Below are 14,564 nucleotides of genomic sequence, written 5' to 3' on the forward strand. Positions count from 1 at the left end.
AAACGGAAACCTTACTTCTTGGTAAGGCTAGCGCCGGGTGAGCCGCCCGGCGAGAACGGCCGTGAGCCCGGCGACCAGGAACGACAGCAGCGACGCGCTCATCCAGCTCTGCGCCGTGAAGTGCAGGACGTCCTGGACGTCCCGCCAGAATCCGGCCCAGCGCCCCACCGTGCCGGGGTTGATGAGCTGGTAGACGGCGAATCCGGCGGCCCACGCGGCGATCATGCTCCACCGGGACGGCGCCGTCCGGGACACGTCCCAGCCGCGCACGCCCCGGTGGCGGCGGCCGAGGAAGAAGTCGGCCGCGAGCACCCCGAGCATCGGCACGAACACCGACCCGATCAGCGTGAGGAAGCCCGCGTAGTCGTTGATGTCGAGGACGAGCGCGAGCACCGTGACGCCGACGCCGAGCGCGACGCTCAGCACCCGCCGGTCCGCGCGCGGCACGAGGTTCTGGATCGACACGGCCGTCGAGTAGGTGTCGGCGAACGACTGGTCCGCCTCCCGCAGCACGAAGATCGCGAAGAACACCACGCCGAGCGACACGTTGAGGAACGGGTCGAACGCCTTCGTCGCGTCCCCCGCCACGAGCGCCAGCGCCAGCAGCCCGAGGACGTAGGCGACGATCTGCGTGACCGAGTACCCGACCGCCGCCGCGCCGAACGCGGCGCGCTCCGTCCGGGAGTGCCGGGTGTAGTCGGCGGCGACCGGCACCCAGGAGATCGACACGGCGAGCGCCGCGTCCGCGCCGATCCAGAAGCCGCCCCACGAGCCCTGCGTCAGGTCCGGCAGCGGCTCGCGGAGGAGCTGGACGTAGAAGTAGACGAGCGCTATCGCCACGGCGACCGTGACATACCGGCGCAGCAACCGGACGGAGCCGAGCGGCCACACGGTCAGCACGGTCGTGATCGCGCCCGCCGCGATCACGTAGCCCCAGCGCGGGACGCCGTCCCACAGCTCGCGCGCCGCGTCCGCGATGACGATCAGCTCGAACGTCCCCCAGCCGATCAGCTGCGCGACGTTCAGCACGGTCGGCGCGTACGACAGCCGCGCCCCGAACAGGCCGCGCAGCAGCACCATCGCGGGCTGGCCGGTGCGCGCGCCGGGGACGGCGGCGAGGCCGAGCATCAGCCCGCCGAGGACCGTTCCCACCGACATCGCGACGATGCCCGCCATGATCGACAGGGTCGGGCGGCCCGCCTCGTCCGGCGCGAGGACGGTGTAGGCCCCGGAGAACGCCAGCAGGCTGACCCCGAGGTTCGCCCAGAAGGCGCTCTGGTCCCAGAAGCCGAGCACCTTGGGCGCGGGCTCGTCGAGGGTGAAGGGGACCTCGTCGGCGGCACGCTCGCTCGCACGCTTCCCAAGATCGGACGTCACGCGGACCCGCTCCCTACGCCGGCATTACCCGGACAGGTTCATGCGGTCGGCGACGCCGTGAAGGCCGCCCTCTCAGCCCGGCTGTGGCCCGAGCTCCCGCGGTTCGTCGTTGCACGGCCGACACCCGGTCGACCGGCCCCGATAGTACAACCGCCCGGCCATCACCAAAAGGGCATGGATCACTAAAGATCGGACATGCCGGGCCAGGTCGGCGTGGGGACCGCGTGGGAGCGGTGCGGGGAGCGGTTGCGGGTCAGGCCACGTACGGGGGCCTCTCGCCGCCGCTCTCCATCGGACGTCCCGCCTCCGCCCAGCCCTTCATCCCGCCGTCGACGTTGCGGGCCAGCCACCCCGCCTGGTTCAGCGCCACCGTCACCTGCGCGGACCGCTGGCCGGACCGGCAGATCACGAAGACCTCCCGGTCCCGGGGGACCTCCCCGGCGCGGTCGCCGAGCTGCCCCATGGGGATGTGGACCGCCGAGGGCGCGTGACCCGCGTCCCACTCGTCCTGCTCCCGGACGTCCAGCAGGTAGCCGTCCTGCGGCACGTCGGCGGCCCCCACGGCCGGCACGTCTTCCCCGAAATTCATCACACCCCCATGGAACCGCGCGAAGCCCCCCTGCGTCGAATCACGCATGCGGTATCGGACGCTCCTTTTCGCCGCGCCCGGCCTGACCTTGGTCCTGGCCGTCGGGGCCTGCGGCGACGAACAGGCAAACGGACCGTCCGCCGGCAAGCCCTCGGGCACCACGTCCGTGCAGCCCTCGGGCACGTCGGCGAACACCCTCACCGTCAAGGTGAAGGCCTCGAAGGAGGCACCCGCCAAGTCCTGGACGCTGAAGTGCGACCCGACGGGCGGCGACCATCCCAAGGCCGCCGACGCCTGCGCGGCGATCGCCAAGGCCAAGGACCCGTTCAAGCCCATTTCCAAGGACCAGGTGTGCACGCAGATCTACGGCGGTCCGGAGATCGCCACGGTCAAGGGCACCTGGCACGGCAAGGAGATCAACACCAAGTTCACCAGGGACAACGGCTGCGACCTCCACCGCTGGACGCAGGTCGCGCCGCTCTTCGGGAACGTCCCGAAGGTGCGCTGAGCGAGCCATCCCCGTTCCGGCTCGTCCAGCGGACGACCAGGAAGCTCCCCACCGGCCCCGGCGGAAACGCCGGGGCCCTACCCGTCCTACTCGTCCTCAGGTGAGGAAGCCGCCCAGGCTGCGGTTCTGCGAGACGGCGGTGTCGAAGGCGAGCGGGCAGGCCAGCACGAGCGTCCGCATGGGCTCCTGCAACTGGACGTGCATCCGTAGCACGTACCGGTCCGCCCCCGTGAACATCTGCGACAGGAACTCGCCCATCCCGGCGAAGCCGCGCTGGATGCGCGCGATCTCCTGCTGCTGCCAGTCGGTGACCCGTCCGCTCAGCAGTTCGTAGTAGCCGAGCTGCCGCTCGTACGGGTCGAGGATCTCCCAGCCGCGCATCGCCCGCTTGCGCAGATGCCCGATCAGCCCGCCCTGCGGCGTGAGCACCTGCATCTTGGGCGTGCCCATGAACCCGTACGGCTTGTAGAACAGGAAGTACGGCATGCCGTCCGGACGGAAGATCGACAGCTTCCGCTCCGCCTTGGTCTGGCTGCCCTGGGCGACGACGCGCAGCGCCTTCTTCGCCCCGCTGACGCCCTCCTCCCGGACGTACGCCGCCGGATGCCCCTGCGGAAGCCAGATCGTGTAGTTCGCCTCGGTCGAGAAGAACTGCGCGGGCTGGTCGTAGACGAGGATCGGCGACCCGTACAGATCGGCGGCCTGCTGCGGCTGGTGCTGCGGCTGCGGCGGCGCCTGGGCCGCCTGCGGCGCGGGATACCCGCCCTGCTGAGGCGGATATCCGGCCTGCTGGGGCGGGTAGCCGTTCTGCTGGGGCGGGTAGCCGTGCTGCTGCGGCGGATAGCCCTGCTGAGGAACCGGCGGCGCCCCCTGCTGCGGATGCCCGTTCGGCGGATAGCCGTTCGGCGGGTATGCGGGGGCGGGCGGCGGGCCGTATCCGGGAGGGTAGGGGCCACCCGGACCGGGCTGCGCGGGAGGGGGCGGATAGCCCATGGCGGCTCCTGGACGCGACGGCGAGCGTGATCTCCGCGTCACGATACGCCGCCTGATCACCCGGTATCGCGGGCTTCCGGCCGAAATCCCCCGGCCCCGCCGAAGCGCCGCTATTTCAGGAGGCGGGACATGCGGCGGTCGGCGAGCGGCTTGCCGCCCGTCTGGCACGTCGGGCAGTACTGGAGGGACGAGTCCGCGAACGACACCTCGCGGATCGTGTCGCCGCACACGGGGCACTTCTGCCCGGTCCTCCCGTGCACCCGCAGGCCGGTCTTCTTCTCGCCCTTGAGGTCCTGCGCCTCCAGCCCGCGCGACCGCTCCACCGCGTCGCGCAGCGTGCGCACGATGGCCTCGTGCAGGACGGCGACGTCGGCGTCGGTCAGCGACGACGCGATCTTGAACGGGGACATCTTCGCGGCGTGCAGCACCTCGTCGGAGTAGGCGTTGCCGATCCCGGCGATCACCCGCTGGTCGCGCAGCAGCCCCTTGACCTGCGTCCGCTTGCCCTTGAGGAGCGCGCCGAGCGCCTCCGGGGTGAACGCGTCGTCCAGCGGGTCGGGCCCGAGCGACGCCACCCCCGGGACGTCCGCCGGGTCGCGGACGACGTACACCGCGAGGCCCTTCTTCGTCCCGGCCTCGGTGAGGTCGAAGCCGGAGCCGTCGTCCAGGTGGACGCGCAGCGCCAGCGGGTTCTTGCCGCCGGGCCGGACGGGCCGCGCGGGGATCTCGTCCCGCCAGCGCAGCCAGCCCGCGCGGGCGAGGTGGATCACGAGGTGGACGCCGTCGACGTCGAGGTCGAGGAACTTGCCGTGCCGGGCCGCGCCGGTGACGGTCAGCCCGCCGAGCGACGTGATCGGCGGGTCGTAGGTCTTCAGCGCGGAGATGGCGAGAACATCGACGCGGGCGACCGCGTGTCCGACGACGCGCTCCCGCAGGAACCCCGCCAGCGCCTCCACCTCAGGAAGTTCGGGCATGCCCTCAGTATCGGCGACGTTTCGGGGTGCCGGTGAGGGCGCCGCGCAGGTGGGTCGTATGCTCGTCCACAGGGCTGTGGAAGCCTGTGGAAAACCTTGTGCACAACGTCGGATCCGGCGGGGCGGCGGGCGTTTTCGGCGTCGATACCTCGACGAATCGCCACAGAACGCCGGGTCGGCGGGGGAATCGGCGGTCACACAGGGTGTGGATAACTTCCGCGTAACGACCCGCGGGTAACCGTCGCGGGGCGGGGCGCGCCATGCGGGACCCCAGGGCCGGACGCATCCGGACATGTGACCCGGATCTCGAAATAACCCCTAGGGGGTAGGGGTTGCGAGAGTCGAGACGTTATGGCAGCATGACGGACACGAGATACCCCCCAGGGGTACTGACCACAGGGAGACGAGATGAGCACCGCCACCTACACCGTCACCGGGATGACCTGCGGGCACTGCGTCAGCTCCGTCACGGAGGAGGTCGAGCAGATCGCGGGCGTGACCGGCGTCGACGTCGACCTGCCGACCGGCAAGGTCACCGTGACGAGCGACGCGCCCATCGACGACGCCCTGGTCAAGGGCGCGGTCGAGGAAGCCGGTTACCAGTTGACGTCCTGACCGGAGCGCGCCCCGCCGCCGTGCGGGGGGCGCCCGGCCGAGCGGGTGCCCGCGGGCACCGAGTGGAGTGAATCGGAATGAACAGCGCGACCAAGCTGGGGATCTACGCGGTGGGACTGGCCGTCGTGTTCGGCGGCGCCGCCGGGGTCGGCAAGATCGTCGGTCCCGTCGGGGCGTCCGCGGAGACGGCCTCGCACGACGGCGGCGGCCACGGAGGCGGGAACGGCGGGGGCCACGGAGGCGGAGGCGGTGGCGAGACCGCGCACGCGCCCGGCGGCCTCCAGGTCTCCGAGGACGGCTACACGCTCGTCCCGCGCGCCACGGACGTGACCCCCGGCGAGCGGACCGACTTCCGCTTCACCATCAACGGCCCGGACGGCAAGCCCGTCACCGGGTTCAAGCTCCTGCACGGCAAGCGGGTGCACCTGATCGTCGCCCGCCGCGACCTGTCCGGCTTCCAGCACCTGCACCCGACGGAGGCGGGCGGCGGCGTGTGGACGGTCCCGATCACGCTCCCGAAGGCCGGCGTGTACCGGGTCTTCACCGACGTCCAGCCGGAGGGCGCGAAGCGGCAGCTCACGCTCGGCGCGGACGTGTTCGCCCAGGGCGAGCTGAAGACGACCCCGCTGCCGAAGCCCGAGCGGGTCGCGAAGGTGGACGGCTACGAGGTCGCCCTGACCGGCGGCCTGGCCCCCGGCAAGTCGACCGAGCTGACCCTGACGGTGAGCAAGGACGGCAAGCCGGTCACCGACCTGGAGCCCTACCTGGAGGCGTACGGCCACCTGGTCGCGCTGCGGCAGGGCGACCTCGCCTACCTGCACGTCCACCCGGACGGGGCGCCGGGCGACGGCAAGACGAAGCCGGGTCCGGAGATCACGTTCTTCGCCGAGGCGCCGAGCACCGGCGCGTACCGGCTCTACCTGGACTTCAAGCACGGCGGCAAGGTCCGCACGGCCGAGTTCACCGTGTACGCGGGGGACGCGCGGGCACCCGTCCAGACCGGCGGGGGCCACGACGACACGCCCCACACGCACTGACACACCCCGAGACGACGACCGAGGCAGAGGAGGAGCGATGAGCACGGACTCCGCGTCCGAGCGTGTCGAGCTGGCGATCGGCGGGATGACGTGCGCGTCGTGCGCCAACCGCATCGAGCGCAAGCTCAACAAGCTGGACGGCGTCACCGCCACGGTCAACTACGCGACCGAGAAGGCCCGCGTCGAGTACGCCCCCGGGGTGTCGACGGACGAGCTGATCGCGGCGGTCGAGAAGGCCGGATACACCGCCGAGCTGCCGTCCCCGCCCAAGGGCCGCGAGGGCGACGGCGAGGCGGAGCCGGACGACGGGCTCCGCCCGCTGCGCCAGCGGCTCGTCACCGCGATCGTGCTGTCGGTGCCGGTCATCGCGATGGCGATGATCCCGGCGCTCCAGTTCGAGGCGTGGCAGTGGCTGTCGCTGACGCTGGCGGCGCCGGTCGTCGTCTACGCGGGCTGGCCGTTCCACAAGGCGGCCGCGGTCAACCTGCGGCACGGCGCGGCCACCATGGACACGCTGATCTCGCTCGGCACGATCGCCGCGTTCGCGTGGTCGCTGTGGGCGCTGTTCTTCGGCACGGCGGGCGAGCTGGGGATCAAGCACGGCTTCGAGTTCTCCATGACCCGGTCGGACGGGTCGATGAACATCTACCTGGAGGCCGCGTCCGGGGTGATCATGTTCATCCTGGCCGGGCGGTACTTCGAGACGCGGTCCAAGCGCCGCGCCGGGGCCGCGCTGCGGGCCCTGCTCGAACTGGGCGCGAAGGAGGTCTCGGTCGTCCGGGACGGCGGGCGCGAGGAGCGCGTCCCCGTCGACCAGCTGGCCGCGGGCGACGTGTTCGTCGTCCGTCCCGGCGAGAAGGTCGCCACGGACGGGACGGTCGTCGAAGGCTCGTCGGCGGTCGACGCGTCCATGCTGACCGGCGAGTCCGTCCCGGTGGAGGTCGGGCCGGGCGACGCGGTGGTCGGCGCGACGGTGAACGCGGGCGGGCGGCTGCTCGTCCGGGCGACGCGGGTCGGGTCCGACACCCAGCTCGCGCAGATGGCGAAGCTCGTCGAGGACGCGCAGACCGGCAAGGCGCAGGCGCAGCGGCTGGCCGACCGGATCTCCGGGATCTTCGTCCCGGTGGTGATCGCGCTGGCGCTCGGCACGCTCGGCTTCTGGATCGGCACCGGCGAGCCGCTGGCCGGGGCGTTCACCGCCGCCGTGGCCGTGCTGATCATCGCCTGCCCGTGCGCGCTCGGCCTCGCGACCCCGACCGCCCTCATGGTCGGGACGGGACGCGGCGCCCAGCTCGGCATCCTGATCAAGGGCCCGGAGGTGCTGGAGTCGACCCGCAAGATCGACACGGTCGTGCTGGACAAGACCGGCACCGTCACCACCGGCCGGATGGCGCTGGTCGACGTGATCACCGCCGCCGGCGTGTCCGCGGACGACGTCCTCCGGCTGGCGGGGGCGCTGGAGAACGCGTCCGAGCACCCGATCGCGCAGGCCGTCGCCAAGGGCGCCGCCGAGCGGGTCGGCGAGCTGGGCACGGTCGAGGACTTCGCCAACGTCGAGGGCCTCGGCGTCCAGGGGGTCGTGGACGGGCACGGCGTGCTCGCCGGGCGTCCGCAGCTCCTGGCCGAGTGGTCGCAGGACCTGACGCCGGACCTCGAACGCGCCATGGCGGAGGCGCAGGCCAAGGGCCGCACCGCCGTCGCGGTCGGCTGGGACGGCGCCGCCCGCGCCGTGCTGACCGTCGCCGACCAGGTCAAGCCGACCTCGGCGGAGGCGATCGGGCAGCTCAGGGCGCTCGGGCTGCGTCCGGTCCTGCTGACCGGCGACAACGCGACCGTGGCCCGCACGGTCGCGGACGCGGTCGGCATCGACGAGGTCATCGCCGACGTCCTGCCGCAGGACAAGGTGGACGTCGTCAAGCGCCTCCAGGCCGAGGGCGCGACGGTCGCGATGGTCGGCGACGGGGTCAACGACGCCGCCGCGCTCGCGCAGGCCGACCTCGGGCTCGCGATGGGCACCGGGACGGACGTGGCGATCGAGGCGTCCGACCTGACCCTGGTGCGCGGCGACCTGCGGGCGGCGGCGGACGCGATCCGGCTGTCCCGCCGCACGCTCGGCACGATCAAGGGGAACCTGTTCTGGGCGTTCGCCTACAACGTGCTGGCGCTGCCGCTGGCGGCGTCCGGGCTGCTCGTCCCGATGATCGCGGGCGGCGCGATGGCGTTCTCCTCGGTGTTCGTGGTGAGCAACAGCCTGCGGCTGCGCCGGTTCAAGCCGCTGGCGGCGAACCGGGCGGACGCCGTCGGCCCGGCCGGGACGGCGGCCAGGGTCGAGGTTCCGGCCGCGCGCTGACCGAACCGCGAAAGCGCGGCCCCCGTGCGAACGGGGGCCGCGCTTTTCGCGTGTCTCAGGCGAGCGCGGAGCTCAGGCGCGCAGCCCGGCGAGGACGGGGGCCAGGGCCGGGTCGGCGGCGGCGGCTTGGAGGGCCTCGGTCAGCGTCTCGGCGTAGGTCGGGGCGGCCTTCTCCTGGAGGGCGCGGCCCTCCTCGGTGATGACGGTGTAGACGCCGCGCCGGTCCTTCGGGCACATGTCGCGGCGGGTCAGGCCCGCGGCCTCCAGCCGCGCGACGAGGCGGCTGACCGAGCTCTGGTTGAGGCCGATGAGGTCGGCGAGCTCCTGCATGCGCAGCTCGCCATCGGCGGCGCGGGACAGCCGGCACAGCGCGCGGTACTCCGACAGCCCGATGTTGTGGCCGCGCTGGAGCGCCTTGGCGAGCCGGTGCTCGACGCGTCCGTGCAGGGTGACGACGCCGTCCCAGAGAAGGCCGTCCTTCGTCGCGGGACTCGTCCCGGTTGCAGCGCCCATGTCCGCGCCTCCTTCTCTCTTGACGTCAGCTTACCTGAAATGACAACATCTGCATGTACATGCATGGAATGTATGTACATGCAAACTAATCTCGGGAGGTTCCGATGACCAGTCCGCTCCTGCTCCCCTACGAGGGCCCGCGCCTGACCCTGCGCAACCGGATCGCGATGGCGCCGATGACGCGCAACCGGGCGGACGACGCGACCGGCGTCCCGAGCCCGCTGACCGCGGAGTACTACGCGCAGCGCGCGACGGCCGGGCTGATCGTCACCGAGGGGATCTGGCCGGACGTCCTCGGAAAGGGCGAGCCGGGCGTCCCGGGCCTGGTCACGGACGCGCAGGTCGCCGGATGGCGCGAGGTCACCGGGGCCGTGCACGCCGCGGGCGGGACGATCTTCGCCCAGCTCTGGCACGTCGGGCGCATGTCGCACCCGCTCACGCTCCCCGGCCGCGCGACGCCCGTCGCGCCGTCGGCCGTGCGGATCGAGTCCGAGACGATCCGCACGAACGAGGGGAAGGTCCCGCACGTCACCCCGCGCGCGCTGACGACCGCCGAGGCGGAGGCGGCGGTCGCGGCCTTCGCGGCGGCGGCGCGCAACGCCGTCCGCGCCGGGTTCGACGGGGTCGAGGTGCACGGCGCGAACGGCTACCTGATCCAGCAGTTCCTGGCCGAGAACACCAACCGGCGCACCGACCGGTACGGCGGCTCGCTCGCCGGGCGGCTGCGCTTCGCGGTGGACGTGGTCGAGGCCGTCGCCGCCGAGATCGGGCCGGAGCGGGTCGGCCTGCGCGTCTCCCCCGACAACCCGGAGAACGAGATCGCCGAGGCGGATCCGCGGGGCACCTACCGGGCGCTCGTCGCCGCCCTCGACCCGCTCGGCCTCGCGTACCTGCACGTCATCGAGCGCGGCGCGTACGGGGCGCTGGCCGACCTGCGGCCGCGCTGGTCCGGGACGCTGATCGGCAACTTCAACGGCCCGGAGCCGACCTCGCGGCGGGCGGGGGAGCAGGCGCTCGCGGCGGGCCTCGCGGACGTGTTCTCCTTCGGCCGCCTGTTCATCTCCAACCCCGACCTCCCGGCGCGGTTCGCGAGCGGCGCGCCGCTCGACGACTACGACACCGCCCTGGTCCACGCCGGCGGACGCGAGGGCTACGTCGACTACCCGGCCCTCGCGGGCTGACCGTCAGGTGGCGGCGGCGCCCGGCTCGCCGCCGCGCGCGACGGGACGCAGTCCCGGCGCCAGCGCCAGCGTGATCAGGAGCGAGGCCGCCGCCATGACCGCCATCGCCGTCCCGGGCGAGGTCCACTCGGCGACCGTCCCGGAGAGGGCGGCGGCGACGGCCTGCATGGTCAGCATCCCGGACGAGTGGAGCCCGAGCGCCTGCCCGTGGATCTCCTCCGGGGTCAGGGTCATCAGCCGGTCCTGGAGCAGCAGCGTGGAGCCGTAGCCGACCGACGCGACCAGGACGAGCACGGCCGCCACCGGCACCCCCGGGTCCACGGCGAACACCAGGTAGGGCGCGGCGAGCACGACGCGGAGCGGGGCTTCGAACCGGTACCGCCAGCCGCGCGGTATGAACCGTCCCGCCGCGACGTCCCCGGCCAGCATCCCGGCGGCGGCGAACGCGAGGAGGACGCCCGCGCGGTCCGGCGCGTACGGGACGAACACCGCCTCGCAGCCCACGATCAGCCCGTTCGGCAGCCACATCGCGAGGTAGACGTACCGGCGCGGACGCGACGACCACAGCAGCGTGTTCACCCGCCACGTCTCGGCCACCGACGGGCGCCCCGCCGCCCGCGGCGGCCGGGACGTGAGCAGCCGCCACGCCGCCGCGGCGGCGAGGACGTCGAGCGCGGCCGCGACTAGGAGCGTTCCACGCGGCGACAGCACCGTCACGAGGACGCCGCCGCTCGCGAACCCGAGGATCTGCGTCAGCCCCGTCGACATGTTCAGGACGGAGCGTCCGATCAGGTAGCCCTCGCGCGGCAGGATCTGGCTGAGCAGCCCGTACCGGACGCCCCCGAGCACCGCCCCGACCAGGCCGAGCGCGAGCACGATGGCGAACAGCCCCCACACGGGCAGGCCGGGGACGGCGAGCACGGCCGTCCCGAGCCCGGTGACGAGGACCAGCGCGCAGAGCGCGGCGCGCGGCGGCAGCCGGTCCGCCGCCGACAGCAGCGCCATCGCCCCGACCATCTGGGTCAGGGACGCCCCGAACATGCTGAGCGCGGCGAGCAGCGGCGAGTCGGTGGCGGAGTAGACGAGGACGCCGAGCGCCAGCCCGCTGACCGTCGTCGCGGCGCCCTGCACCGTGACGACCGCGAACAGGGGGCTGAACTCCGGCGAACGGAAGAGTTCCCGGTAGGTCCGCATGTGTCGAAATATGATCAATGCGGCCGTGGGCCCGGCAACCCCTTATTCCACGGACGCGCGGGTCAGACGTCCCAGAAGGCCAGCTCGTGGCGCATGCCGTCCAGGAAGAGGCGTTCGGCGGTCGCCGGGTCGGCCCCGGACTCGTCGATCATCTGGGCGACGCGGCCGGCCAGCTCGGCGAAGCCGGGGTCGGCGTAGGTGTCGACCCAGCGGCGGTAGCGCGGCTCGGCCGGCGGGTCCTCGGCGAGCAGCCGCCCGAGCGTGGAATAGCCCCACATGCAGGGGTAGAGGGCGGCGAGGCCGCCCGCGTAGTCGGCGGCGCTCTCCAGCAGGAAGGACGTGTACGCCGCGCAGGCCGGGCCCTTCGTCGCGCCGTCCAGGTCGGCGCCGAAGCCCGCGGACAGCGAGCGGTGCAGGTCCAGCTCGTCGTGGTACGTCGCGTGGGCGAGGTCCACCAGGTCGCCGAGGTGGGCGGCGGGCGCCTGCCAGGCCAGCCGGGAGAACACGCGGGTGTAGTCGTGCAGGAAGAGGTAGTCCTGCTCAAGCCAGGAGCGGAAGACGGCCTCGTCCAGGTTCCCTTGGGCGATGCCCCGCACGGTGGGGTGCTTGAGCTGTTCGTCGACCAGCGGACGGCCGATCTCCTCCAGGTGCGCGGCGAGACTCATGCCCGCAGTCTCCCATCGGGAACGATCAGAGCCCCGCCCGGCCCTGGGGCCGAGCGGGGCTCTGATCAAAGACCGGTGTGCGGGTCGCCTCTCGGCGAAAGGCACAACACGGCTCCAGCCGGACGGTATTCCGTGAAGGCGAAAGGTGAGGCCCGGGGACACCAGGCACACCGGCTGTCATGTGTAACCGACGGGTCCCCGCGATTGTTCCCGGCCGCTTCCGAGATCGGTGAAGGTGCCCGTCCGGCGGACGGTGTGCCACCCGAGCCGCGACCCGAGCAGCGCCGTGACCACCGACTGCACGACCACCAGGTACATGAGCTGCCGGTAGACGAACTGCTGGAGCGGGAGCGTCCACAGGGGGCGGATCGGCTCGCCGTCCAGCCAGAGCGCGTAGGCGCCCGCCGCGGCCTGGGCGGCGACGAAGACCGTCCAGGTGAGCAGGGGCGCGACCGGGTCGACGAACACGACGCCGAGCAGCGCGAACAGGTCGATGGCCGGGGCGAACAGCGGGAGCAGCACCTGGAACACGGTCAGGTAGGGCAGGCAGCGGCGGCCGAACCGCCCGGACGCACCGCCCTCGACGAGCGAGCGGCGGTGCTTCCACATCGCCTGCATCGTCCCGTAGCACCAGCGGTAGCGCTGCCTCCAGAGCTGGCCGAGCGAGTCGGGGGTCTCGGTCCAGGCGAGGGCGGTCTCCTCGTAGACGACGCGGAGGCCGGTGCGGCAGATCGCCATGGTGAGGTCGGTGTCCTCGGCGAGGGTGTCGCCGGGGACGCCCCCGACCCGCGCCAGCGCCGACCGGCGGAACGCCCCGATCGCGCCGGGCACGGTCGGCATGCACCGCAGCACGTCGTACATCCGCCGGTCGAGGTTGAAGCCGATCACGTACTCGATGTGCTGCCAGCGGCCGAGGATCCCGTCCCGGTTGGCGACCTTGGTGTTGCCGCTGACCGCGCCCACCGCCGGGTCGGCCAACGGCGCGACGAGCCGCCGGATGGTGTCGCGCTGGAAGACGGTGTCGCCGTCCACCAGCACGAGGACGTCGGCGCGGGCGGCCGCGATCCCCGCGTTGAGCGCGCTCGGCTTCCCGCCGTTGGGCTTCCGGACGAGCCGGACGGCGGGCGGCGCGAGCGCCTCGACGATCTCGGCGGTGCGGTCGGTGGAGCCGTCGTCCACCACGATCACCTCGACCGTGCCCGGGTAGTCGGTGTCGAGCAGCGAGGCGACCGTCGCGCCGATGCCCGCCTCCTCGTTGTACGCGGGGACGATCACCGACACGGGCGGGAACGGATCGGGCGGCAGCCCGTCCCCGCCGGCGGGCACCGGCGGGGGCGGTTCGCGCCGGGCGCGCCGGGCGCGGCGGCGGCCCGGCTCGCGGGCGTGGCCCCGGACGCGCCGCACGTGGACGTGCGCGAACAGCAGCAGCGTCACGAGCCGCAGCACGTAGAGGATCCCGGCGACCGCGAACAGCGCCTCCATCGTCCCGGTGAGGGCGGCCGCGGCGCGCTGCGCGGCGACGAGCGTCCAGCCGACGGCCCGCTCGTGCGCGGGCACCGCGACCTCGGCGGACGGCAGCCCGAGCGCGGCGGTGAGCGTCGTGAACCGGTAGCCGAGCGGCTGGAGCCGCTCGATGATCCGCTCGACCGCCGCGACGGTCTGCGCCCGGTCGCCGCCCGAGTCGTGCAGCATCACGACCGCGCCCGCGCCGGGCGCGCCGCCGTCCAGCGCCGCCTGGACGATCCGTTCCGCGCCGGGCCGCCGCCAGTCCTCGGTGTCGCGGTCGGTGAGGACGACGACGTACCCCGCCCGCCCGGCCCGCTCGGCCGCGCGCCACTCCGCCCCGGTCAGGCCGTCCGGGCGGGACGAGTACGGCATCCGCACCAGCCGCGTGTGGACGCCCGCCGCGCCCGCCAGCGCGCGCTGCGTGAGGTCGAGTTCGAGGCGTCCCCGCCAGGCCGGGGCGGTCGCGAGGTCGGCGTGCGTGTAGGTGTGCGAGCCGATCTCGTTGCCCTCGCGCAGGATGCGGCGGGTCAGCGCCGGATGCTCGGCGACGCGCGCGCCGACCGTGAAGAACGTGCCGTGCGCGCCGTGGCGGCGCAGGACGTCGAGGACGCGGGGCGTCCACTCGGGGTCGGGGCCGTCGTCGAAGGTCAGCGCGATGGTCTTCGGCGGGGTGCGGCGGGTGCGCGGGGCGCCGTCCACGAGGCTGACGACCGGCCCGCCCGACGCCACCGAGGCCGGCACCGGCCCGCCCGGCGGCGCCGACTCGGCGCGGGGCGCCTCGCCGACCGCGCCGCTCGCGAAGCCGTCCAGGAGGAGGAGCACGGTCAGGACGAGACCGCCGAGCAGCAGCAGGACCCAGTGTCCTCTGGGCTCGGTGCGGCGCGCGGTCAACGCTTCTTCTTCTTGTGTCCCCAGGCGGGCGGGGACGCCTGCGACCTGCCGGGGTGCGCCGTGGCCGACGGGGACGGCCGCACCGCCGACGTCCCGGTCGCGGACGGCGCGGGCGGCGGAGCGGCGGGGGCCGGGCGGCCCGTCGCGGCGGGCGTCCCGGGCGGGGCGCCC

13 protein-coding genes and 1 riboswitch are annotated in these 14,564 nt (G+C 73.3%); of the genes, 5 read left to right on the forward strand and 8 right to left on the reverse strand.

Annotation, left to right across the window (positions count from 1 at the left end; all coding sequences use genetic code 11):
* Window positions 1-27: 27 nt before the first annotated feature.
* Window positions 28-1,377, reverse strand: a complete 1,350-nt coding sequence (locus tag ACH01S_RS38035; protein WP_067904126.1) for a purine-cytosine permease family protein — start codon at window positions 1,375-1,377, stop codon at window positions 28-30.
* Window positions 1,369-1,487: riboswitch (TPP riboswitch) on the reverse strand. Its footprint overlaps the gene before it by 9 nt.
* 143 nt (window positions 1,488-1,630) lie before the next feature.
* Window positions 1,631-1,966, reverse strand: coding sequence for a rhodanese-like domain-containing protein (locus ACH01S_RS38040; RefSeq protein ID WP_067904074.1), 336 nt, complete (start codon window positions 1,964-1,966; stop codon window positions 1,631-1,633).
* Window positions 1,967-2,012: 46 nt separating this feature from the next.
* On the opposite strand from ACH01S_RS38040, the gene ACH01S_RS38045 reads away from it, so the two are divergent.
* The gene (locus ACH01S_RS38045) at window positions 2,013-2,474 is read left to right on the forward strand and encodes an SSI family serine proteinase inhibitor (RefSeq protein WP_067904076.1); all 462 of its coding nucleotides are present in this window, start codon (window positions 2,013-2,015) and stop codon (window positions 2,472-2,474) included.
* Between the two features lie 96 nt (window positions 2,475-2,570).
* On the opposite strand, the gene ACH01S_RS45040 is transcribed toward ACH01S_RS38045, so the two are convergent.
* Window positions 2,571-3,467 carry an LURP-one-related/scramblase family protein gene (locus ACH01S_RS45040; protein ID WP_067904079.1) on the reverse strand — a complete coding sequence of 299 codons (897 nt, stop codon included), beginning with the start codon at window positions 3,465-3,467 and terminating at the stop codon, window positions 2,571-2,573.
* A gap of 110 nt (window positions 3,468-3,577) precedes the next feature.
* Window positions 3,578-4,441: an Fpg/Nei family DNA glycosylase gene (locus ACH01S_RS38055; RefSeq protein WP_067904082.1), complete on the reverse strand. Its 864-nt coding sequence runs from the start codon at window positions 4,439-4,441 to the stop codon at window positions 3,578-3,580.
* Between the two features lie 408 nt (window positions 4,442-4,849).
* Between ACH01S_RS38055 and ACH01S_RS38060 the strand changes: the two genes are divergently transcribed.
* From ACH01S_RS38060 to ACH01S_RS38070, 3 genes are all read left to right on the forward strand, one after another.
* Entirely contained in the window at window positions 4,850-5,056 is a 207-nt protein-coding gene (locus tag ACH01S_RS38060; RefSeq protein WP_067904085.1) for a heavy-metal-associated domain-containing protein, read from the forward strand.
* Between the two features lie 77 nt (window positions 5,057-5,133).
* Entirely contained in the window at window positions 5,134-6,093 is a 960-nt protein-coding gene (locus ACH01S_RS38065; protein WP_067904088.1) for a DUF8832 domain-containing protein, read from the forward strand.
* Between the two features lie 37 nt (window positions 6,094-6,130).
* Window positions 6,131-8,443, forward strand: a complete 2,313-nt coding sequence (locus ACH01S_RS38070) for a heavy metal translocating P-type ATPase (protein WP_067904092.1) — start codon at window positions 6,131-6,133, stop codon at window positions 8,441-8,443.
* Between the two features lie 72 nt (window positions 8,444-8,515).
* Here the strand turns inward: ACH01S_RS38070 and ACH01S_RS38075 are convergent, their stop codons facing one another.
* Window positions 8,516-8,956, reverse strand: a complete 441-nt coding sequence (locus tag ACH01S_RS38075; RefSeq protein ID WP_067904097.1) for a MarR family winged helix-turn-helix transcriptional regulator — start codon at window positions 8,954-8,956, stop codon at window positions 8,516-8,518.
* A gap of 104 nt (window positions 8,957-9,060) precedes the next feature.
* On the opposite strand from ACH01S_RS38075, the gene ACH01S_RS38080 reads away from it, so the two are divergent.
* Window positions 9,061-10,137, forward strand: a complete 1,077-nt coding sequence (locus tag ACH01S_RS38080) for an alkene reductase (protein WP_067904100.1) — start codon at window positions 9,061-9,063, stop codon at window positions 10,135-10,137.
* A 3-nt stretch (window positions 10,138-10,140) separates the two neighbouring features.
* Here the strand turns inward: ACH01S_RS38080 and ACH01S_RS38085 are convergent, their stop codons facing one another.
* The 3 genes from ACH01S_RS38085 to ACH01S_RS38095 all read right to left on the reverse strand — a co-directional run bounded on the left by ACH01S_RS38085 (window position 10,141) and on the right by ACH01S_RS38095 (window position 14,393).
* Window positions 10,141-11,331 carry an MFS transporter gene (locus ACH01S_RS38085; RefSeq protein ID WP_067904103.1) on the reverse strand — a complete coding sequence of 397 codons (1,191 nt, stop codon included), beginning with the start codon at window positions 11,329-11,331 and terminating at the stop codon, window positions 10,141-10,143.
* A 62-nt stretch (window positions 11,332-11,393) separates the two neighbouring features.
* Entirely contained in the window at window positions 11,394-11,996 is a 603-nt protein-coding gene (locus ACH01S_RS38090) for a TenA family protein (RefSeq protein ID WP_067904105.1), read from the reverse strand.
* A 177-nt stretch (window positions 11,997-12,173) separates the two neighbouring features.
* Window positions 12,174-14,393, reverse strand: a complete 2,220-nt coding sequence (locus tag ACH01S_RS38095) for a bifunctional polysaccharide deacetylase/glycosyltransferase family 2 protein (RefSeq protein ID WP_218010536.1) — start codon at window positions 14,391-14,393, stop codon at window positions 12,174-12,176.
* Window positions 14,394-14,564: the final 171 nt, after the last annotated feature.

It is taken from the genome of Actinomadura chibensis NBRC 106107, assembly GCF_001552135.1.
Taxonomy (GTDB): Bacteria; Actinomycetota; Actinomycetes; order Streptosporangiales; family Streptosporangiaceae; genus Spirillospora; species Spirillospora chibensis.

What these genes read in the sequence shown, in the direction of transcription:
- ACH01S_RS38040 (WP_067904074.1), bottom strand. Translation starts at nt 1,966, where the DNA reads ATGAATTTCGGGGAAGACGTGCCGGCCGTGGGGGCCGCCGACGTGCCG.
- ACH01S_RS38045 (WP_067904076.1), top strand. Translation starts at nt 2,013, where the DNA reads ATGCGGTATCGGACGCTCCTTTTCGCCGCGCCCGGCCTGACCTTGGTC.
- ACH01S_RS45040 (WP_067904079.1), bottom strand. Translation starts at nt 3,467, where the DNA reads ATGGGCTATCCGCCCCCTCCCGCGCAGCCCGGTCCGGGTGGCCCCTAC.
- ACH01S_RS38055 (WP_067904082.1), bottom strand. Translation starts at nt 4,441, where the DNA reads ATGCCCGAACTTCCTGAGGTGGAGGCGCTGGCGGGGTTCCTGCGGGAG.
- ACH01S_RS38060 (WP_067904085.1), top strand. Translation starts at nt 4,850, where the DNA reads ATGAGCACCGCCACCTACACCGTCACCGGGATGACCTGCGGGCACTGC.
- ACH01S_RS38065 (WP_067904088.1), top strand. Translation starts at nt 5,134, where the DNA reads ATGAACAGCGCGACCAAGCTGGGGATCTACGCGGTGGGACTGGCCGTC.
- ACH01S_RS38070 (WP_067904092.1), top strand. Translation starts at nt 6,131, where the DNA reads ATGAGCACGGACTCCGCGTCCGAGCGTGTCGAGCTGGCGATCGGCGGG.
- ACH01S_RS38075 (WP_067904097.1), bottom strand. Translation starts at nt 8,956, where the DNA reads ATGGGCGCTGCAACCGGGACGAGTCCCGCGACGAAGGACGGCCTTCTC.
- ACH01S_RS38080 (WP_067904100.1), top strand. Translation starts at nt 9,061, where the DNA reads ATGACCAGTCCGCTCCTGCTCCCCTACGAGGGCCCGCGCCTGACCCTG.
- ACH01S_RS38085 (WP_067904103.1), bottom strand. Translation starts at nt 11,331, where the DNA reads ATGCGGACCTACCGGGAACTCTTCCGTTCGCCGGAGTTCAGCCCCCTG.
- ACH01S_RS38090 (WP_067904105.1), bottom strand. Translation starts at nt 11,996, where the DNA reads ATGAGTCTCGCCGCGCACCTGGAGGAGATCGGCCGTCCGCTGGTCGAC.